Below are 19,369 nucleotides of genomic sequence, written 5' to 3' on the forward strand. Positions count from 1 at the left end.
CCCAGCTCCGGTCACCGGGTGGCTTCCCGCCCCCGGTGACCGGACCGGCTGGCGGTGCGCGTGCCGCCGGGCCGGCCGTGCGGAGCGCCGGGCGCGACGGGTGGGGCGACGGGGCGCTCCGCCCGGCGCGCGGCCAGGACGCCCGAGAGAAATCGATTCCCTGCCATATAGGATCTCAGGGCCGACCACTGACGGATGGTGGGCCGCAACGGACGGTGGTGCTCGTGCGGTCGCCTCCGGTGGTCCAGTGCGGGACCGGGCGCGAGACACCGACAGGGGACGACCGCATGACGACCATCTATGACGTGGCTCGGATGGCCGAGGTCTCGGCGTCGACGGTGTCCAGGGTGCTCAACGGGCACTCGTCCGTGGATCCGGACCTGGCGGCGCGGGTGCGCCAGGCGATGCTCGACCTGGACTACCGGCCCAACGCGGTGGCCCGCAGCCTGCGCCGGCAGCGCACCAGTCTCTGGGCGGTGATCATCTCCGACATCGGCAACCCGTTCTTCACCTCGCTGGTGCGCGGCATCGAGGACGTGGCGCAGGAGGCGGGCTTCTCCGTGGTCCTCTGCAACGGCGACGAGGATCCCGACAAGGAGACCCGCTACGTGACCGCGGCCCTGGCCGAGCGGATGGCCGGCGTGATCATCTCGCCCTCGGGACGACCCGCCCTGATCAACCGGCTGACCGAGGCCGGGATGCCGGTCGTGGCCATCGACCGGCAGCCCCACGGCGTGGCCGTCGACACCGTGCTCGTCGACAACGTCCACGGGGCCGAGACGGCCACCGCCCACCTCATCGACAGCGGCTACCGCCGGATCGCCTGCATCACGGGACCGCGGCGGATCTCCACCGCCGTGCAGCGGCTACGCGGATACCAGCAGGCCCTGCGCGCGTCCGGTCGCACCGCGCCGGAGGACATGGTCCGGTACGCCGACTTCCGGGAGGGCGGCGGCTACCAAGCCATGGCGTCCCTGCTGAGCGCGGCCGAGCCGCCGGACGCGGTCTTCGTCACCAACAACCTGATGACCGTGGGGGCGGTGGAGTGCCTGGTCGACAGGGGCGTCGCCGTGCCCAGCCGGTGCGGCGTGGTCGGGTTCGACGACATCCCCTGGGCCCACCTGGTGCGGCCCTCGCTGAGCACCGTCGCCCAGCCCACGTACGACCTGGGGCGGGCCGCGGCGTCGCTGCTCACCGAGCGGATCGCCAACCCCGCGAAGGCCTCCTCGACCGTCACCCTGCGGACGACCCTGCGGGTCCGCGAGAGTTCGGCCCGGTTCCTCCCCCGGCCCGACGGGCAGCGCGCGAGCGGCCGGGGCGGGCCCGCCCGGGCCCGGTGAGGCGGCGTCGGCGACGCCTGCCCGGGATCACAGTGCCACGGCGCCGCACAGGTGCACCCGCACCCCGAGCGCGTCGAGCATCGCGGCCTTGACCCGCAGGGCACGGTCGGCGGCGTCGGCGTCGTCGGCGTAGACCACGTTGACGTGGTTGGCCTTGTGCCGGGCCATCAACTGGTCCCGGCCCACGCCGTGCAGCACGGCGTGCATGATCGGCCACTGCGGGGTGGTGGCCCGCAGCCGGCGCTGCGTCTCGGCGGCCGGCAGCTCCACCACGGTGCCCCGGCCCAGGTCGACGTGCAGCACCCCGTCCATGACGAAGATCCGCGACCAGACGATCTCGCCCGGCCGGGAGACCCCGCTGAGGGTGCCCCCGCCCAGCGGGAAGTACATCGGCGGCTGCCGCATGCTGTACGACCGGTCGTAGCCGCCGTTGTGGGACGCGGGGACCGAGCCGGAGATCTCGAACACCCAGACGAAGTCCGGCCCGTACCGTTCCCCCCAGCGGATGTCGTGCAGCGTCGTGGCCGGGTCCATCCCCATCGCGGTCCAGATCCGGTTGGTGACCAGCGAGTCCACCGCGACGCCCTCGTCGACCTCGTTGAAGTGCGGCAGGGCCCGTCCCGGATAGAGCTCGCGCGAGCCGTCCCGGCTGGCGACCGGCGGTCGTCGCACGTTGTTCAGCAGCCCCTCGGCCAGGTCGCTCGCCGGCACCGTGTCCTTGAGCCCCTGCTGGTACTGGATGCCGACCGCGTCCAGGCCGAAGTCGTCGGCGATGCGCAGCGCGGCGACGTACATCTTGAACTGGCTGAGCAGCTGGGCGTCGGTCAGTTCGGTGGCCTCGTCCGTGCCGGTGTGGAAGGTCATTCCGGCGACGTCGAGCCACGCCCGCACCGCGTGCGCCTCCTCGTCGGGCACCCGCGACATCTCCGCGACCAGCGCGCTCTGCGACAGCCGCTCCTTGAAGACGCCGAGCGGGTTGAGCAGCTCGTCGTCGATGATGGCGTTGTACATGCCCATGCAGCCCTCGTCGAAGACGCCGATGACGGCCGGTCGGCGCCGCAGCTGGCGGGCCAGCGCCACGCCGAGCTCGACCTCGGCGTCGGCCGGCAACGGCGGCAGGTCGCGCACGTGGCTCTCGTCGTGGACCACCTCGCCGGTCTCCAGCCAGGCCTTCAGCCCGTCGCGGGCCCACTCGTCGGTGAAGTCCTCGCTCCACAGCGCCGAGTAGCGCACGCCCGCCTTGGTGAGGCTGCCGGCGAGGTTCAGCAGGCCGACCAGGCCGGGGAACTGCCCGCTCCAGTTCGCCACGAGCAGGATCGGCCCACGGTGGGCGCGCAGCCCGGCCAGCACGTGGTGGCTGTACTGCCACACCGCCTCCACGACGACGAGCGGGGCGTCGACCGGGATCCGCTGGAAGACCTCGATGCCGGCGCGCTGGCTGTCGATGAAGCCGTGGCCCGCGGCGGCGTCCACCGGGTGGGCCCGCTGGGTGTGCCAGCCCAGGGCGGTGACCGCGGCGGCGAGGTCCGTCTCCAGGCGTCGCTGGGTCGGCCAACCGGTGACGTTCGCGCTCGGCCGCAGGTCGCCGCTGGCGACCGTGTAGACCGTCCGCGGGGCGACGGCCGGCGGGTCGACCAGCACCGGCATGGTGTAGTTGCTCACGGGTTGGCTTCCTCCACTGGCTCGTCGATACCTGGCGGGGTCGCGAGGCGCGTCTGTCGGGCGGCCAACGCGTGGGCGACGGATTTCGAGCCGTCGTACAGCTGCCGGTACAGCCCGTACAGCTCCGCGTAGTCGGCGGCGAGCGCCGGGCGCGGCTCGCGGACCTCCCGGATCGGGTTCCACCGGTGGATGTCGACCCGCTGCACCGCGCCGGCGGCGAGGAACGCGGCGCCGTAGCTGGCGCCGATGGTGACCGACGGGATGTGCTGGGCCCGGCCGGTGACGTCCGAGACGATCTGCGTCCAGAGGCTGCCCCGGGTGCCGCCGCCCACCGCCACGACGCGTCGGATGTCGCCACCGGCCGCCTCGATCGTCTCGATGTTGTGGCGCACCCCCAGCCCGGTCGCCTCCAGCGCGGCCCGGTAGATGTCGCCGCGCCCGTGGGAGAGCGTCAGGCCGGCGATGACGCCACGGGCGTCGGGATCGAGGATGGGAGTCCGCTCGCCGGCGAAGAACGGCAGCATGAGCAGTCCCCGCGCGCCCGGCCCGGACCGCTCGGCCAGGCGGAGGAGTTCGGGGTGGTCGGCGGCGTCGAACAGCTCCCGCAGCCATCCGGTGATCGCCCCGGAGGTCGCCATGCCGCCGGCCAGGTTGCGGGTGCCCGGCAGCGCCCCGACCGTGCCCCAGAGCGACGGGCTGGTCAGCCGGTGCGGGACCGTGTGCACCAGGAACATCGTCGTGCCGTACATGAGCATCAGGTCGCCGACGTTCTGGGCGCCCACGCTGACCGCCTCCGACCAGGCGTCGATCGTCCCGGTCACGACCGGGGTGCCGGGCGGCAGCCCGGTCGCCGCGGCGGCCCCGGCGGTGACCCCGCCGGCCACGTCGCCGGGCCAGCGCAGCTCGGGCAGCTCCAGCTCCGGGGCGATCTCATCGGCCCAGGGCCGGAACCAGGTCTGGGCCCGGGTGTCGTACAGCGGGGTGCACTGGCTGGCCGAGTGCTGGTCGAGCAGGTAGCGGCCGGTCAGCTTGAAGACCAGCCAGGAGCTCGGCATGAACAGCCGCCGGGCCCGGGAGAACAGCTCCGGCTCGGCGTCGGCGACCCAGGCGACCTTCGCCCCCGCCGCCTGGGTCGACAGCGTCGAGCCGCACCGGCGCAGGATCTCCTCCGCGCCGAAGCGTTCGGTGAGCCGGGCGATCTGCGGCGTGGAGCGGGTGTCCACGCCGTAGAGGATGGCCGGGCGCAGGGGCGTGCCGGCGGCGTCGGTGAGCAGCACGCACGGTCCCATCCCGCTGACCCCGACCGACACCACGTGGGCGTCTCCGGGCGCGAGCAGGTCACGGGCGAGGGCGACGAACTCGTCCCACCAGAGTTGGCCGTCCATCTCCACCCAGCCGGGTCGCGGCCGGTCCACCCGGTGCTCCCGCACGCGGGAGCGCAGCACGCGCCCGGTCAGGTCGACGAGGACGCCCTTGCTGCTGGACGTGCCGATGTCGACCCCGAACACCGCGGCCACCGTCATGCCAGGTCTCCCCCGATCTGCGGGTCCGGGTCGCGGCCGTCGGGCCGCGCCGGGCGGCGGTCAGGCGACGCCACCGAGCTTCGCGTACGTCTCGGCGGCGTTCTCCCTGGTGATCCGCATCGTGTCGAGCGTGGTGGTGCGCGGGACGTCCCTGTCGCAGTCGACGAGGATCCTGCGGGCCAGGTCGACGGCCTCCCGGCCGCCCGTGGCGTACTGGAAGGTGGCGGCGAGCCGGCCCTGCTCGACGGCTTTGATGCCGCCCGACGGCACCGGCAGCGCGTCGATGCCGGTGAACTTCACCCTCGTGTGCAGCCCGGCGGCCTTCGCGGCCAGGTACGCGCCCTCGGCCATCGGGTCGTTGTGGGCGTAGACGGCCGCCGCGTCCGGGTGCGCCTTGAGCAGCGCGTCGGCCACCGCCTGGCCCTTCTCCCGCAGCCAGTCCCCGGGCTGGGAGGCAACGACGTCGATCTTCGGGTTGGCGGCGATGCCCTCCCGGAAGCCCTTGGCGCGTTCGGCGGCCGGCGTGGAGCCGGGCAGTCCGGCGATCTCGATGACCTTGCCGCCGTCGGGCAGCAGCGTCCTGGCGTAGAACTCGCCGGCGGCCCTGCCGATCGCGACGTTGTCCCCGCCGATGAAGGCCGTGTACGCCTCGCCCTCCACCTTGCGGTCGAGCACGACGACTGGGACGCCCCGGTCGTACGCCTTGCGCACCACCGCGGTCAGCGGCTTGGCCTCGTTCGGCGAGATGATCAGCAGGTCGATCTTCTGGGTGAGGAAGTTCTCCACGTCGGCGACCTGCTTGCTGTTGTCCTGCGCCGCGTCGGAGACCACCACGGTGAACCCGGGGACGGACCTCGCCGCCGCCTGCACGTCGTTGTTCATGACCTGCCGGTAGGGCTCGGCGTTGTTGGCCTGCGACATGCCGATCAGGAAGTCCTTGCCGGCGCCGCACTTCGCGGCGGCGGCGTCGCCGTCGGACGGCTTCTGCACGCTGCACGCGGTGGAGGCGACGAACGCGCCGGTGCACAGCAGCGCGAGAAGGACGGTACGGGTGCGCATGATGACGCTCCTTGTTCGGTGGCGGTTCAGACGGTGCTGCGGCGTAGCTTCTGCAGCCCGGCGGCGGCCACGATCACCAGTCCCTTGATCAGTAGCTGCACGTTGGCGTCGATGTTGTTGAGCGCGAGGATGTTGTTGAGGATGCCGAGCAGCAGCGCGCCGGCGAGCGTGCCGCCCATCGAGCCGGTGCCCCCGGCCAGGCTGGTGCCGCCGATGACCACAGCGGCGATGGCGTCCAGTTCGTAGCCGGCGCCGTCGTTGGGGCTGCCCTGGTTGAGCTGTCCCGCGTGGATGATGCCGGCCACCGCGGCGAGCAGGCCCGCGACGGCGAAGACCGCGACCTTGACCCGCAGCACGGGCACGCCCGAGAGGCGGGCGGCCTTCTCGTTCCCGCCGATGGCGTAGACGTGGCGGGCGAACGCGGTCTTGCGCAGCACGACGATCGCGGCCACGCCGATGCCGATGAACAGCACCGCCGGGACGGGCACCACCCCGTTGACGGTGCCGTTGAGGATCTCGAACGCCGGGGGCGCCTCCTGCGGGCCGTCGCCGTAGGCGATCGGGACGCCGAGCCCGCCCGACCAGATCCGGGCGAGGCCGCGCGCGACCTGGAGTCCCGCGAGGGTGACGATGAACGACTGGATGCCGAGGCGGGCCGTCGCGTAGCCCTGCAGCGCGCCGAAGAGGGCGCCGATGAGCAGGACGACGGTGACGGCCGGCAGGATGCCGAGGCCGGAGTCGACCATCAGGGTCGCGGTGCCGACGGCGGAGAGGCCGAGGATGGCGCCGACGGAGAGGTCGATGCCGCCGAGCAGGACGACGAACGTCATGCCGACCGCGATGATCCCGATCTCGGACACCGCGCGGACGATGTTGCCGAGGTTCTCCGGGGACAGGAACAGGATCTCGCCGTCGCGGCGGGGTGAGACGGCGATGGCCAGCACGAACACCAGCAGCAGCGCGAAGAGGCTCTGCACGGCGAAGAGCCGCTCGACGAGGTCGCCCCGGCCGCCGGGTCGGCGCCACCGCCCGGCGCCGGCCGCCGTGCCGCCGCCGGCCGGCGCGAGCGGCGTGCCGGGCCCCTTGTCCGGTGCGCGCAGGTGGGTCATCGGTCGTCCCTTCCGGCGGTCGCGCCGCCCATGGCCGCGGTCAGGATGTCCTCGCCGGTGCACCCGTCGGCCGGGAGTTCCGCGACGGCCCGTCCGCGCCGCAGGACCACGATCCGGTCGCAGACGCCGGTCAGCTCGGGCAGCTCCGACGAGGCGAGCAGGATGCCCATCCCCTCGTCGGCGAGCCGGCGCAGCAGCCGGTAGATCTCCGCCTTGGCGCCGACGTCGACGCCGCGGGTCGGCTCGTCGAGCAGCAGCAGGCGGGGGCGGGTGAGCAGGTGCCGGGCGAAGACGACCTTCTGCTGGTTGCCGCCGGAGAGGGAGCCGACCGGCGCGGTGGCCGACGGCGTCCTGATCGCCAGAGCGGCGACCTGCTGGCGCACCGCGTCCCGCTCGCGTGCACCGCGGACGATTCCGGCGGTGCTGAGCCGGCGCAGGGCGGCCAGCACGATGCTCCGGCCGACGGGGTGCTCGAGGACCAGGGCGGAGCGGCGGCGGTCCTCGGGGACGAAGCCGACGCCGGCGCGCAGCGCGCGGCGGGGGCCGCGCGGGGCGTACGGGCGGCCGTCCAGCCGGACCAGACCGGTGCGGCGACCGGGCGGGCCGGCGCCGTACAGGGTCTCCAGCAGCTCGGTGCGGCCCGCCCCCATCAGGCCGGCCAGTCCGACGATCTCCCCGGCGCGGACGGTCAGGCTGACGCCGGCGGGTTCGCAGCGCCCGGGACGGGTGCCGCGGGGCCGGACGGCGAGGTCGTCGACCTCCAGCACCGCGGGCCCGGCGGGGCTCGCCGTGCCGGCACCGCCGGATCCCGCGCTGAACAGCGCCTCCGCCGGTCGGCCGACCATCAGCGTGATGACGCGCTGCCGGTCGGCGCGGTCCGGGCGCAGCGTGCCGGCCACCTCGCCGTTGCGCAGGACGGTGGCCCGGTCGGCGATGTGCTCGATCTCCTCGAGTCGGTGGGAGATGTAGACGACGGCCACGCCGCGCCCGCGCAGCGCGCGGATGGTGGCCATCAGCCGCCGCACCTCGGCGTCGGCGAGCGCGGCGGTCGGTTCGTCCATGATGAGGACGCGGGCGTCGAGGGAGAGCGCCTTGGCGATCTCGACGAGTTGCTGCTCGCCGACGCGCAGCGAGCCGACAGGCCGGCGCGGATCGAGGTCGGCACCGAGCGGGCCCAGCCAGTCGCGGGCGGCGCGGGTCATCGCCCGCCGGTCGAGCGTACGCAGCCGGGTGCGCGGTTCCCGGCCGAGCACGAGGTTCTCGGCCACGGACAGCGCCGGCACCAGGTCGAGTTCCTGGTGGATCGTGGCGATGCCGGCGGCCTGGGCGGCGGCCGGGTCGGCGAGGCGTACGGGCCGGCCGCCGATCGAGATCTCCCCGTCGTGGTCGGTGACGACGCCGGACAGGATGTTGATCAGGGTCGACTTTCCGGCCCCGTTCTCTCCCAGCAGGGCGTGGACCTCGCCGGCGCGCAGGGTGAGGTCGACGCCGCGCAGGGCGTGCACGCCGCCGAAGCGCTTGGTGATGCCGGACATGGCGACGACCACCTGATCGCTCACGCGGGCCTCCGGGGAAATCGGAAATCGATTTCTGGCGAAACATAGAGGAGCGTCGAAGTGTTGTCAAGACCGCCGGTGCGGGCCGGGCCACCCCCGACCCGCACCGGGGGCGGGCCGGTCACGGCACGGCGTTGACCGCCGCGTGGACGGTCTCGGCGAACGCGGTGTCCCGCCCCACCCCGCTGGCCGCCAAGCGCCACGTGCCGCCCGGGTACGACCCCGGCGGCCACGCGGTGCCCCCGTTGCGCCAGAGCGGCTGCCAGGCCGCCATCGCGTGGCCGGCGTCGTACCAGGTGTTGTCGCCGCGCCACGCCGAGGCCCAGCGGTGCGCGGCCACGAGGGACAGCTCAGTATCGAAGGTCATCGACCACGGCGGCATCCCCGGCACGTCCCCGGTCGGCCGGGCCGCCACGGCGGGATCGCCGACCGCCGGCAGGGCGCCGTCGACGTTGAACGCCACCTCCCACACCGGCGCGGTCGTCGGGCCGGTGACCGACCAGGTGACGTCGCTCTGCAGCGCCGGCCCGGTCCAGCGGGGCGCCACCGTCAGCAGCCAGTCGGCGGTGACCGGCTCGTCGCCCAGCCGGATGCCGACCAGGTTGATCCGGGAACCGTCGGCGGAGACGTCCACCCGGGCCGGCGGGCCCGCCCGGTCCGTGACGTCGAAGCGGCCGACCGCCAGGTAGGGGCCGGTCCCCCGGTGCGACGAGTCCAACGCCGGCCGGTACGCCCCCGCGCCGGCCGGGTCGACCGCCAGGGACGCGATCCGGGTGTGCGGCCAGGTGCGCACGTCGGCGCGCAGGTAGCCGGTGCTCACCTGGTAGCCACGGGCGACGACCCCGGTGGACCAGGTCAGCGGGGCCAGCCACAGCCCGCCCTGGCCCCAGCCGGCGTGGCTCAGGTACCAGTTCTCGCCGTCCACCACGACCTCCGCGGCGTGCGCGTCGAGCACGGTCACCTTCTCCGCCCCCTCGAAGCGCAGCGGGTCCCGGCTGCGGTAGACCGCGGTGCGCCGGTACGCCGCGCCGTAGTCGGTGCCGTCGCAGCAGACGAAGAGGTACCACCAGCCCCCCCGGCGCACCACGAACGGCGACTCCGTCTGCCCGGCCGCCCGCCCCGTGTGCGGCGACGCGTACGCGACGCCCCGGCCGCTCCAGGTCCGCAGGTCGGTGCTGGTGCGGTAGGCGACAACGTGGTTGCCGCCCTGCGGGTGGGAGGTCGCCGTGTAGTACATGACCCACCGGTCGCCGACCCGGGTCACCATCGGGTCGCGCCCCTCCCAGCCGTCGGTGAACAGCGGGTTGGCCGGGCTGCGGGTCCAGGTGAACAGGTCGGTCGAGGTGGCCAGGTGCATCCGGTAGTTCGCGTAGTCGCCGCTCCCGGCCGCGTAGAACATGTGGTAGACGCCGCCGTCGTAGACGACGTGCGGCGCCCAGATCCACTGTTCGCCCGCCGCCGGGTCGGCCGTCAACGCCGGTGGCCGCTTCGTCCACGGCCCGGTGGGCGTGGGCGCCGTGGCGTGCCCGAAGCTCTTCTCGTCCTGCGGCGCGCCCGGCTCCGCGTGGGCGATGGCGAAGGCGTGCCACAGCCCGGTCCGCTGGTCGCGCACGATCGTGTGGTCGTTGTAGTACCAGGCCACCGGCTCCCCCGCGCCCGGGTCGTAGACCCGGGTCAGCGGTCCGCGCGCCGGCGTCTCGGCCACCGTCTCGTACGGCGTGGTGGTGACCGCCGCCAGCGGGCCGACGCGGCGCAGGGTGATCGTGTCCAGGCCGGCGAAGAAGCCGGTCGAGGACGCGGACCGGCCGGTCACCGTCACCGTCAGCCGATGGCTGCCGGCGGTGAGCGAGGCCGATCCCAGCGGCACCGCCTCGACGCGGCGCACCGTGGGGGCGTAGCCGTCGAAGAGCTGACCGACGGCCACGCCGTCGACGGCGAAGCGCAGGGTGCCGTAGTCGGCGGCGCGGGTGAGCACGCCGCCGATGTCGTACTGCCCGGCCGGCACCGGCGGCAGCGACACGGTGACCGAGTCCCCCGCCCGGGCGGCACGCAGCCACAGCTGGCGGCCGGCCGACCAGGCGACCCCGCAGCAGTTGGACTGCGCCTCGACCGGGGCGGTGGACGAGGCCACCGTCAGCGACTCCGCCTCCGCCCGTACGACCTCCTCGGCGGCGGCCGGCGCGGCCGGGACGCCCACCAGCGCGGCGCCGAGCAGGAGCACCGCGAGCATCCGGGGCGCGCGCATCACGACACGCTCGGGCGGGGCAGGTCGGTGCCGGGGGCGAACTGGTCGTGCCACCGGACACCGGCGCCGAAGCCGCCGCCGGTCGACAGCGCCACGTACACGTCCGCTCTGGTGCCCCGGGTGTACGTCACCAGGTCCGCCCTTCCGTCGCCGTTGAAGTCGCCCACGCCGGGCAGCTCGTCGCCCACCGCGAACCAGTCGTGCCACCTGGCGGCCTGCGGGACGAACCGCGTGCCGTCGGAGAGCGCCACGAACACGTCGCCGGTGGTGCCCCGGGCGAACGTCACGACGTCGTCGCGCCCGTCGCCGTCGACGTCGCCCAGCGCCGGCAGCTGGTCGCCGGGCGCGACCGAGTCGTGCCACCTCCAGCCGTCCTCGACGAACCGGGTCCCGTCGGAGAGGGAGACGAACGCGTCGGCGGTGGCGCCCCGGGTGAAGGTCACGACGTCGTCGCGCCCGTCGCCGTCGACGTCGCCCACCGCCGGCAACTCGTCGCCGAGCGCGAAGTGGTCGTGCCACTTGACGCCGGGACCGAAGCCGCTGCCGGTCGACAGCGCCACGTACACGTCCCCGGCCGCGCCCCGGGTGAAGGTGATGATGTCCGCGCGCCCGTCGCCGTTCACGTCGCCGACCGCGGGGAGCTCCGTGCCGGTGGCGAAGAAGTCGTGCCACTTGGTCCCGGCGGCGTAGGTCGTACCGGTGGAGAGCCCCACGTAGACGTCGGCGCTGTCGCCGCGGGTGAAGGTGACGATGTCGGCCCGCCCGTCGCCGTCGACGTCGCCGGTGAGCGGGATCTCCTGGCCGACGGCGAAGAAGTCGTTCCAGGTCCGGCCGTCCGGCACGAACCTGGTGCCGTCCGACAGGGACGTGGTCACGTCGGCGGTGGCGCCCCGGGTGAACGCGACGGCGTCGTCGCGGCGGTCGCCGTTGGCGTCGCTGGTGTTGCGGGTGCGGGTGGTGGCCGACACCTCGGCCGAGGGCGCGGAGCTGTTGCCGGCGCCGTCGACCGCGACGACCCGGTAGTGGCGGGTCTGTCCGGCCGGCAGCGGGCCGTGCCGGAAGGTGGTCGTCCGGGTGGTGCCGACCAGGTTGGCCGGGGTGATCGCGACGCCGGGGTTGCGCGAGGCGTAGACCCGGTAGCTCGCGACGCCCACGTCGTCCGGCGACGCCGACCAGGACAGGCCGAGGGCGTGCACCCGCCCGCCGGCCAGGCCGAGCCCGGTGACCGCGCCCGGCGCGGTGACGTCGAGGAACGGGGCGACCATGCTGTCGGCCTCGTAGCGGGCCGCCGTCCACGCCGGGGCGCCGGCCGCCGGGGTCAGGGTGACCGTGACCGCCGACCGCCCCGCGGTCAGCGCGGCCGGGAGGACGAACTCGTCTGCCAGCCAGCGCTGCCGGTCGTTGCCCAGCGGTTGCGACCACACCCCGGCCGGCCTGCCGTCGACCGACACGGCGACCTGCTGGTGGCCGCCAACCTGGTCGCCGTGCCGGCGCAGCCGTACGCCCTGGTTGGCGGGGTCGACGGCGAGCCGGAAGCTGACGGCGCCTCCGGCGGCACGCACCTGGCCGGTAACGGTGACGTTGTCGTCGTCGCCCTCGTACGCGGTGGTGAGCGGGTACTGGGTCCCGGAGTCGGCGTACGCGTGCCCGACGCGGCTGGCCGCGTCGCCGGTGACCACTGTGTCGGTGCGGCGCAGCGCGACGGTCGGCTGGGTGTAGAGGAAGGCGGTCGAGGCGTACTCGGCCGGCATGTCGTTGGCGGGGCCGTGCTCGATGCCGAAGCGCAACGCCGTCGCGTAGGGCACCGCGTCGCCGATCATCAGCCGGTACATGGCGTCGCACTCGTCGGCGCAGCCACCGGAGCGGAACAGGTGGGCGGTGTTGCCGGTGAAGGCGCCGCTGTACTCGCCGCGGTTGAAGTACCACCCGGACTCGTAGAAGTCCTCGGTGCCGGTGCCGTAGATCTGCGGCGTGGGCGAGCCGTCGACGTGGACGCGCTCGTCGCCCTCCAGATAGTTGCGGGTGTTCCCGCCCGTGATGTGGCCGCGGGCGGTCTGGGACACGCCGACGAACCGTCCCCGGCCCGGCTGGTCGACGACGATCCAGTCGTTGCCTCCCACCGTTTCCGCCCGACGGGACTGGGTGGTGAAGTAGCCGGCGGGGCCGTCGGCGGCGAGGGCGCCGGCCCAGGAGGCGCCCGGCGCGGTGGTCACCTCCGCCTGGACGCCGTTGACGGGGGCGCCGGTGGTGTTGGCGACCGACACGGTGGCGGTGGCGCGGAACGGCATCGGCCACCAGGCGCTGTACCAGCCGCCGGGCGCGGAGTCCATGGCGAACATCAGGGAGCGCACGGAGCGCTCGCCCAGGCCGGCGCCGAAGAACTCGCCCACCGGGCTGTCGACCGTGCTCCGCCCGTCGAAGGCGATCCGCAGCCGCAGGCCGGACAGCGTCGACGCGGTGGCGGCGGCGTCGGGCAGCCGCAGCCGCAGCGCCGTGACCGCGCCGGGGCCGGTGAGCGTGGCGAGCGTCGACCGTCCGCCCGCCGGGACGTCGACCCGGGCGGTCGTGGTGGTCGCGCCGGGCTGGGTGGGTTTCGGGTCGCGCTGGCCGGCGGCGCGCAGCTTGTCGACCACGTCGGTGGCGGGGTCGGTGGGGTCGAACGTGGGCACCCCGGCCGCGTCGGCGAACGTGCGGTAGGTGACGTGGTGGAAGAGCGGATTGAACTGGGTGGTGATCCGCATGGACTCGCGGTACGGCATGGGGACCTTGACGGTGACCCCGCCGGAGGTCTGGTCGGCATTGGTGACCAGCGGCCAGACGAACGGGTGGCCGAGGCCGCCGTCGACGAGGCGCTGGAGGCCGGTGTCGACCACCGTGACGCCGTCGAGCTCGATGCGGATCCAGCCGGTGGCGCTGACGTTGCCGTCGTCGCGGGTGAACCAGATCGACTGCACCTCGCCGGGTCCGCGGTCCTCGGCGATGACGCAGCCGCCGGCCTGCCGCAGGCAGGAGTAGGTGCCGACGAAGCCGTCGTCGTTGGAGCCGTCCCGGGCGAAGCTGGAGAACTGCCGGGTGCGGCTGCCGGCGGCCAGCTCGGGCAGCCGGTCGAGCCGGCGGTAGACGTCCCAGCCGACCGGGCCCTTGTCGTCGGCCACGGCGAGCGCCCCGGCACCGCGCGGGGCCGGAGCGGGCTCGGCGGCGTGCGCCGCCGTCGGGGGGATCATGCTCGCCAGCGCCGCGGCCAGAGCCAGCCAGCGGCGTACGTGGGGCTTCATGGACGTCCCTCCAGGATGACCGTCGGAGCGGCGGGAAATCGATTGCTCGGCAGTCAACTGCGGACATCGCGAGATGTCAATACTTTACCGCCGCCGCTCAGTTGCCGAAGGAAGATTCCAGGACGCATTGACAGCCGTCTTGGTCCTGGCGATACTCCTCGGCAATCGATTTCCCATCGACGGGGAGGTGTCGACGCGGCGGCGCATCCGTCAGGCTCCCGGGCGGGAGCGCGCCTCCGTGGCGGAACCGCTCGCCGCCCCCCGCTGACACCCCTCAGAGGAGCATCGTGAGACGTACTCCCCTCGCCCTGCTGGTCGGCCTCTGCACCGCGCTGGCGCCGGTCGTGGCGACCGCGCCGGCCCAGGCCGACGCTCCTGTCGGCACGCTGGCCTGTTCCTCCATCCCCGCCAACCACGACCCCGCGATCAGCGTGATCGTCTACCGGGTCGCCCGCGCCCACGACGTCAACGACAAGGTCATGCTCTCCGCGTTCGAGGCCGGCTGGGTCGAGTCGCACATGAACAACCTGCCGTGCGGCGACAAGTCCTCGCTCGGGGTGTTCCAACAGCGGTGGGACTACGGCTGGGGGACGCCGGAGCAGATCATGGACCCGGTCTACGCCAGCACGCAGTACATCACCCGCGCGATCGTCTGCGACCGGAACAACCCCCGCTACACCGCCGGTCAGGTCGCCCAGTGCGTGCAGCGCTCCGGCTTCCCCGACCGCTACGACCAGGTGGCGGCCAAGGCGCGGACCCTGCTCGACGAGGCGGCGCGCACCCACGCCATCGCCGGTGGGTCCGCCACCGACGTCAGCGGGGACGGGCGCGACGACATCGTCAGCTTCACCCAGAACGCCCTCGCCGACGTCTACGTCGGCACCTCCACGGGCGCGGGCTTCGCCGGGACCTCGGTGAAGTGGAACGACTTCTTTTCCATTGGCGGCGAGACGGCCTCGACCGGTGACGTCGACGGCGACGGCCGCGACGACGTCGTCACCTTCGCGCACAGCAACACCGGCGATGTCTACGTGGCGCTGTCGAACGGGACCAGCTTCGGCGGCGGCCAGAAGTGGCACGACTGGTTCGCCCCCGGCGCGGAGATCGGTGCGGTCGGCGACGTCAACGGCGACGGCCGCGACGACATCGTCGCCTTCACCCACGACGCGGCCGGCGACGTCTACGTGGCGCTGTCCACGGGGTCGTCGTTCGCCGGGACGGCGGTGAAGTGGCACGAGTACTTCTCGATCGCCGGCGAGTACCCGGCGCTGGGCGACGTCGACGGCGACGGCCGCGACGACATCATCACCTTCACCCAGGGACCCGCCACCGCCGCCGACGTCATCGTCGCCCGGTCGACCGGGTCGTCCTTCGGCGCGCCGCAGAAGTGGCACGACCTGTTCGCCGTCGGCGCCGAGCTGCCGCGCGTCGGCGACATCAACGGCGACGGCCGCGACGACATCGTCACCTTCACCTGCAACACCAACGCCGACGTCTACGCCGCCACCTCCACCGGCACGTCGTTCGCCGGCACCACCGTCAAGTGGCACGACTTCTTCTGCCTCGCCGGCGAGTTCCCCTACCTCGCCGACGTCAACGGCGACGGCATGGACGACCTCGTCGTCTTCACCAAGGGCGCCACCAACGACGTCTACGTCGGACTCTCCACCGGCACCGTCTTCGGCGCCAGCGCCAGGTGGCACGACTACTTCGGCCTGAACGGCGAGACCACCCTGTGACCCGCGGACGGGAGACCACCATGAGACCCAGCAGACTCTCCTGGCGCGGGGGCGCCGTCGTCGTCCTCGCGGCGGCGCTGCTGAGCCCCGTCGCGCCGGCCACCGCCGCGCCGGCCGGGCCCACCGCCGCGCTGGACACGGCCTTCATCCGGGCGGCCGCCGAGTTCGACGTACCCAGGGACCTGCTGGTCGCCGTCGGCTACGGCGAGACCCGGCTCGACGGCCACGAGGGCCGGCCCAGCCAGGCCAACGGCTACGGCGTGATGCACCTGGTCAGCAACCCCCGGCAACGCACCCTGGAGCGGGCGGCCGAGTTGACTGGGCAACCGGTGGCCGCCCTCAGGTCGGTGACCTCGGCCAACGTCAGGGGCGGCGCGGCCCTCCTGCGGGACATCGCCGACGCCGAGCGGCTCACGGCCGCCGACCGGGACCGGCTCTCCGCCTGGTACCCGGTGGTCGCGCGGTACGCGCACGCCGCCGACGACGCGACGGCGCGCCTGTACGCCGACCACGTCTACGACCTCCTCCGGGCCGGCATCACCACGGCCTCCGTACGGGTCGCGCCCCGGCGGGTACAGCCGGAACTCGGCCGCTACGCCCGCGTCGCCCCGGCCGGCGCGGCGGCGCCGGCCGCCCTCGCCGCGGCGGTGCCGGAGTACGCGCCGGCCCGCTGGATCGCGGCGTACGGCGGCAACTACGCGGCGGGCCGGTCCTCGCGGATCACCACGGTGGTGGTGCACGTGACCCAGGGCTCGTACGCCGGCACGATCAGCTGGTTCCAGAACCCGTCGGCGGGGGTGAGCGCGCACTACGTCGTGAAGTCGAGCAACGGCGAGGTCACGCAGATGGTGCGCGAGGGCGACACCGCCTACCACGCGCGGTCGGCCAACCCGTACTCGGTGGGCATCGAACACGAGGGCTACGTCGACAACCCGAGCTGGTTCACCGAGTCCATGTACCGCTCGTCGGCCGCGCTGACCCGCTACCTCTGCGACAAGTACGGCCTGCCGAAGAACCGCACCGCGATCAAGGGCCACCACGAGATGCCGGGCAACGACCACACCGATCCCGGCCCCCACTGGAACTGGAACTACTACATCTCCCTGGTCGACGCCGGCCCCGGTGCCGGTGGCCGGTATCTGGCGGGTTCGCCCACGGACTTCACCGGCGACGGCCGCGACGACATCGTCGCGTTCACCCAGGGCTCCCTCAACGACGTGTACGTCTCCACCTCCACCGGATCATCATTCGCCGGCACCTCCGTCAAGTGGAACGACTTCTTCGGCCTCAACGGCGAAACCCTGCTCACCGGCGACTTCAACGGCGACAACCGCGACGACATCGTCGCCTTCACCCACGGCACCCTCGCCGACGTCTACGTCTCACTCTCCACCGGCACCGGCTTCACCACCTCCACCAAATGGCACGACTGGTTCGCCCCCCACGCCGAAGTCGCCGCCGTCGGCGACGTCAACGGCGACAACCGCGACGACATCATCACCTTCACCCACGACGCGGCCGCCGACGTCTACGTGGCACTGTCCACCGGCTCGTCATTCGCCGGAACGGCGGTGAAGTGGCACGACTACTTCTCCATCACCGGCGAACACCCCGCCCTCGGCGACGTCAACGGCGACAACCGCGACGACATCATCACCTTCACCCAAGGACCCGCCACCGCCGCCGACGTCATCGTCGCCCTCTCCACCGGCACCACCTTCGGCGCGCCACAGAAATGGCACGACCTCTTCGCCGTCGGCACCGAACAACCCCGCGTCGGCGACATCAACGGCGACGGCCGCGACGACATCGTCACCTTCACCTGCAACACCAACGCCGACGTCTACGCCGCCACCTCCACCGGCACGACCTTCGCCGGCACCACCGTCAAATGGCACGACTACTTCTGCCTCGCCGGCGAATTCCCCTACCTCGCCGACGCCAACGGCGACGGCAGAGACGACATCATCGTCTTCACCAAGAACACCACCAACGACGTCTACGTCGGACTCTCCACCGGCACCACCTTCAGCCCCAGCACCAAATGGCACGACTACTTCGGCCTCAACGGCGAAACCACCCTCTGAGCCCCGTCCCGCGTAGACAGAACGCTCCGCGCCGCGGTTCTCGTACGCCCGGCGCGGTCTGACCAGATGGAGGATCCATGGAGAACACCCCCGCCGTCCGCCGGCCCGTCAGCCGCCGACGTCTCCTGACCGGCGCTGCGGGAGTCGCCGCCGCCGGCGCGTTCGCCGGTGCCCTCACCGCGCCGCTGCCCGCCTCCGCCGCGCACGACGGCCACGGCCTGCGCATCGTGGACCGGAACGAGAACGGCGGCCGCCTGCAGTACTACCGGTTCGCCACGGACGCCATCGAGTGGGACCCGGCGGTCAACGTCCTGCTGCCCGACAGCTACCACACCAGCGGCAAGCGCTACCCGGTGCTGTACCTGCTGCACGGCGGAGGGGCCGACTTCCGGACCTTCCACATGCAGGACAACATCATCAACCTGACCGCCGGCAGGGAGATCATCGTCGTCATGCCGGACGCCTCCACCGGCTGGTACTCGAACCCGGTCAGCAGCAACACCGGTCCCCGCAACTGGGAGACCTTCCACATGGCGCAGCTGCTGCCGTGGATCGAGTCGAACTTCCGCACCTTCCCCGAGTACAACGGTCGCGCCGTCGCCGGCTTCTCCATGGGCGGCTTCGGCGCCCTCAAGTACACCGCGAAGTACTACGGCCACTTCTGCTCGGTCAGCTCCCATTCCGGCCCGGCCAGCCTGCGCCGGGACTTCGGCCTCGTCGTGCACTGGGCCAACACCACGTCGGCCGCCATGGACCTCGGCGGCGGCACCGTCTACGGCGCGCCGCTGTGGGACGAGGCGCGGGTCAACGCCGACAACCCGGTGCAGCGCATCGAGAGCTACCGCAACAAGCGCATCTTCCTGGCCGCCGGCACCTCACCCGACCCGATCAACTGGTTCGACTACGTCAACGAGACCCAGGTGCTGGCCGGTCAGCGCGAGTTCCGGGCGGCCCTGGGCCGGGCCGGCATCCCCCACGAGTGGCGGGAACTGCCCGGCGGCCACTACTTCCGGCACGAGATCTTCGTCCAGGATCTCAACGGGATGCTCGGACGCCTGCGCCGCGCCGGCTGATGCCCCGTCCAGTCCATGCGAGTCTTCCCTGACGGGAGTCACCCCATGTCACGGCATCCGAGGACCAGGGCGCGTCGCGTCCTGGCCGCCCTGCTCACCCTGGCGGTGGGCGTCCTGACCGGCGCGGCGGCGACGTCGTCCCCCGCGCTCGCCGCGCCGAACTTCAAGGCCCCGTTCCCGTGCGGACAGCGGTGGACCTACGACCACCACAGCGCCGAGGTCCGGCAGGCCCTGGACTTCGTGCGGGCCGACGGAGGCACCACCGCGGGCACGCCGCAGGTCGCCTCCGCCGCCGGCGTCGCCCGGCGGTACGCGCAGCCCAGCGGCGCCGGCAACTACATCGTCATCGAGCACGGCGGCGGTTGGACCACCTACTACTTCCACCTCAGCTCCTATTCCGTGCCCGACGGGGCGTACGTGCAGCAGGGCCAGCAGATCGGCACCACGGGCAGCACCGGCAACTCGTCGGGGCCGCACATCCACTACGAGCAGCTCTACAACGGCGTCGGACAGACGATCGTGATCAACGGGACGTCGCTGGCGCCGTATCCCGGTCGGTACCACGAGAAGTACCTGGTCAGCGACAACTGCGGTCCGTCGCCGTCGGGTGGCCGGTATCTGGCGGGTTCGCCCACGGACTTCACCGGCGACGGCCGCGACGACATCGTCGCGTTCACCCAGGGCTCCCTCAACGACGTGTA

General features: G+C 73.0%; 12 protein-coding genes. 5 read left to right on the forward strand and 7 right to left on the reverse strand.

All coding sequences use genetic code 11. From position 1 onward, the window contains the following. Positions 1-287: 287 nt before the first annotated feature. The gene (locus tag AB0G13_RS20595) at positions 288-1,340 is read left to right on the forward strand and encodes a LacI family DNA-binding transcriptional regulator (RefSeq protein ID WP_357876436.1); all 1,053 of its coding nucleotides are present in this window, start codon (positions 288-290) and stop codon (positions 1,338-1,340) included. 27 nt (positions 1,341-1,367) lie between these two features. Here AB0G13_RS20595 and AB0G13_RS20600 read toward each other — a convergent pair whose 3' ends face one another. The 7 genes from AB0G13_RS20600 to AB0G13_RS20630 all read right to left on the reverse strand — a co-directional run bounded on the left by AB0G13_RS20600 (position 1,368) and on the right by AB0G13_RS20630 (position 13,769). After that, positions 1,368-3,002 (reverse strand): fucose isomerase, encoded by a 1,635-nt coding sequence (locus tag AB0G13_RS20600; RefSeq protein ID WP_357876438.1) that lies wholly within the window; start codon positions 3,000-3,002, stop codon positions 1,368-1,370. Beyond that, positions 2,999-4,525: an FGGY family carbohydrate kinase gene (locus tag AB0G13_RS20605; RefSeq protein WP_357876440.1), complete on the reverse strand. Its 1,527-nt coding sequence runs from the start codon at positions 4,523-4,525 to the stop codon at positions 2,999-3,001. Before AB0G13_RS20605 ends, AB0G13_RS20600 begins: the two co-directional genes overlap by 4 nt. Positions 4,526-4,585: 60 nt before the next feature. Then, positions 4,586-5,584, reverse strand: a complete 999-nt coding sequence (locus AB0G13_RS20610; protein WP_357876442.1) for a substrate-binding domain-containing protein — start codon at positions 5,582-5,584, stop codon at positions 4,586-4,588. Positions 5,585-5,610: 26 nt separating this feature from the next. Next, entirely contained in the window at positions 5,611-6,693 is a 1,083-nt protein-coding gene (locus AB0G13_RS20615) for an ABC transporter permease (RefSeq protein ID WP_357876444.1), read from the reverse strand. Further along, the gene (locus AB0G13_RS20620; RefSeq protein ID WP_357876446.1) at positions 6,690-8,252 is read right to left on the reverse strand and encodes a sugar ABC transporter ATP-binding protein; all 1,563 of its coding nucleotides are present in this window, start codon (positions 8,250-8,252) and stop codon (positions 6,690-6,692) included. The genes AB0G13_RS20615 and AB0G13_RS20620 overlap by 4 nt, the downstream gene beginning before the upstream one ends. A gap of 118 nt (positions 8,253-8,370) precedes the next feature. After that, on the reverse strand, positions 8,371-10,494 hold the full coding sequence (locus tag AB0G13_RS20625) for a family 43 glycosylhydrolase (RefSeq protein WP_357876448.1): 2,124 nt from the start codon (positions 10,492-10,494) through the stop codon (positions 8,371-8,373). Next, complete coding sequence (locus AB0G13_RS20630; RefSeq protein ID WP_357876450.1) at positions 10,494-13,769, reverse strand: DUF2961 domain-containing protein; 3,276 nt, start codon at positions 13,767-13,769, stop codon at positions 10,494-10,496. The genes AB0G13_RS20625 and AB0G13_RS20630 overlap by 1 nt, the downstream gene beginning before the upstream one ends. A 287-nt stretch (positions 13,770-14,056) precedes the next feature. On the opposite strand from AB0G13_RS20630, the gene AB0G13_RS20635 reads away from it, so the two are divergent. The 4 genes from AB0G13_RS20635 to AB0G13_RS20650 all read left to right on the forward strand — a co-directional run. Next, on the forward strand, positions 14,057-15,508 hold the full coding sequence (locus tag AB0G13_RS20635) for a VCBS repeat-containing protein (RefSeq protein ID WP_357876452.1): 1,452 nt from the start codon (positions 14,057-14,059) through the stop codon (positions 15,506-15,508). 20 nt (positions 15,509-15,528) lie between these two features. Then, positions 15,529-17,595 carry an N-acetylmuramoyl-L-alanine amidase gene (locus AB0G13_RS20640; protein WP_357876454.1) on the forward strand — a complete coding sequence of 689 codons (2,067 nt, stop codon included), beginning with the start codon at positions 15,529-15,531 and terminating at the stop codon, positions 17,593-17,595. Positions 17,596-17,672: 77 nt separating this feature from the next. Beyond that, positions 17,673-18,668, forward strand: coding sequence for an alpha/beta hydrolase-fold protein (locus tag AB0G13_RS20645; protein WP_357876456.1), 996 nt, complete (start codon positions 17,673-17,675; stop codon positions 18,666-18,668). 45 nt (positions 18,669-18,713) lie between these two features. Then, the coding region (locus AB0G13_RS20650) for a M23 family metallopeptidase (protein ID WP_357876458.1) at positions 18,714-19,369 on the forward strand (656 nt) is incomplete at its 3' end.

It is taken from the genome of Micromonospora sp. NPDC023633, assembly GCF_040640035.1.
Classification (GTDB): Bacteria; Actinomycetota; Actinomycetes; order Mycobacteriales; family Micromonosporaceae; genus Micromonospora.

Coding starts and splice junctions, on each gene's coding strand:
- AB0G13_RS20595 (WP_357876436.1), top strand. CDS start 288: ATGACGACCATCTATGACGTGGCTCGGATGGCCGAGGTCTCGGCGTCG.
- AB0G13_RS20605 (WP_357876440.1), bottom strand. CDS start 4,525: ATGACGGTGGCCGCGGTGTTCGGGGTCGACATCGGCACGTCCAGCAGC.
- AB0G13_RS20610 (WP_357876442.1), bottom strand. CDS start 5,584: ATGCGCACCCGTACCGTCCTTCTCGCGCTGCTGTGCACCGGCGCGTTC.
- AB0G13_RS20615 (WP_357876444.1), bottom strand. CDS start 6,693: ATGACCCACCTGCGCGCACCGGACAAGGGGCCCGGCACGCCGCTCGCG.
- AB0G13_RS20625 (WP_357876448.1), bottom strand. CDS start 10,494: ATGCGCGCGCCCCGGATGCTCGCGGTGCTCCTGCTCGGCGCCGCGCTG.
- AB0G13_RS20630 (WP_357876450.1), bottom strand. CDS start 13,769: ATGAAGCCCCACGTACGCCGCTGGCTGGCTCTGGCCGCGGCGCTGGCG.
- AB0G13_RS20640 (WP_357876454.1), top strand. CDS start 15,529: ATGAGACCCAGCAGACTCTCCTGGCGCGGGGGCGCCGTCGTCGTCCTC.
- AB0G13_RS20645 (WP_357876456.1), top strand. CDS start 17,673: ATGGAGAACACCCCCGCCGTCCGCCGGCCCGTCAGCCGCCGACGTCTC.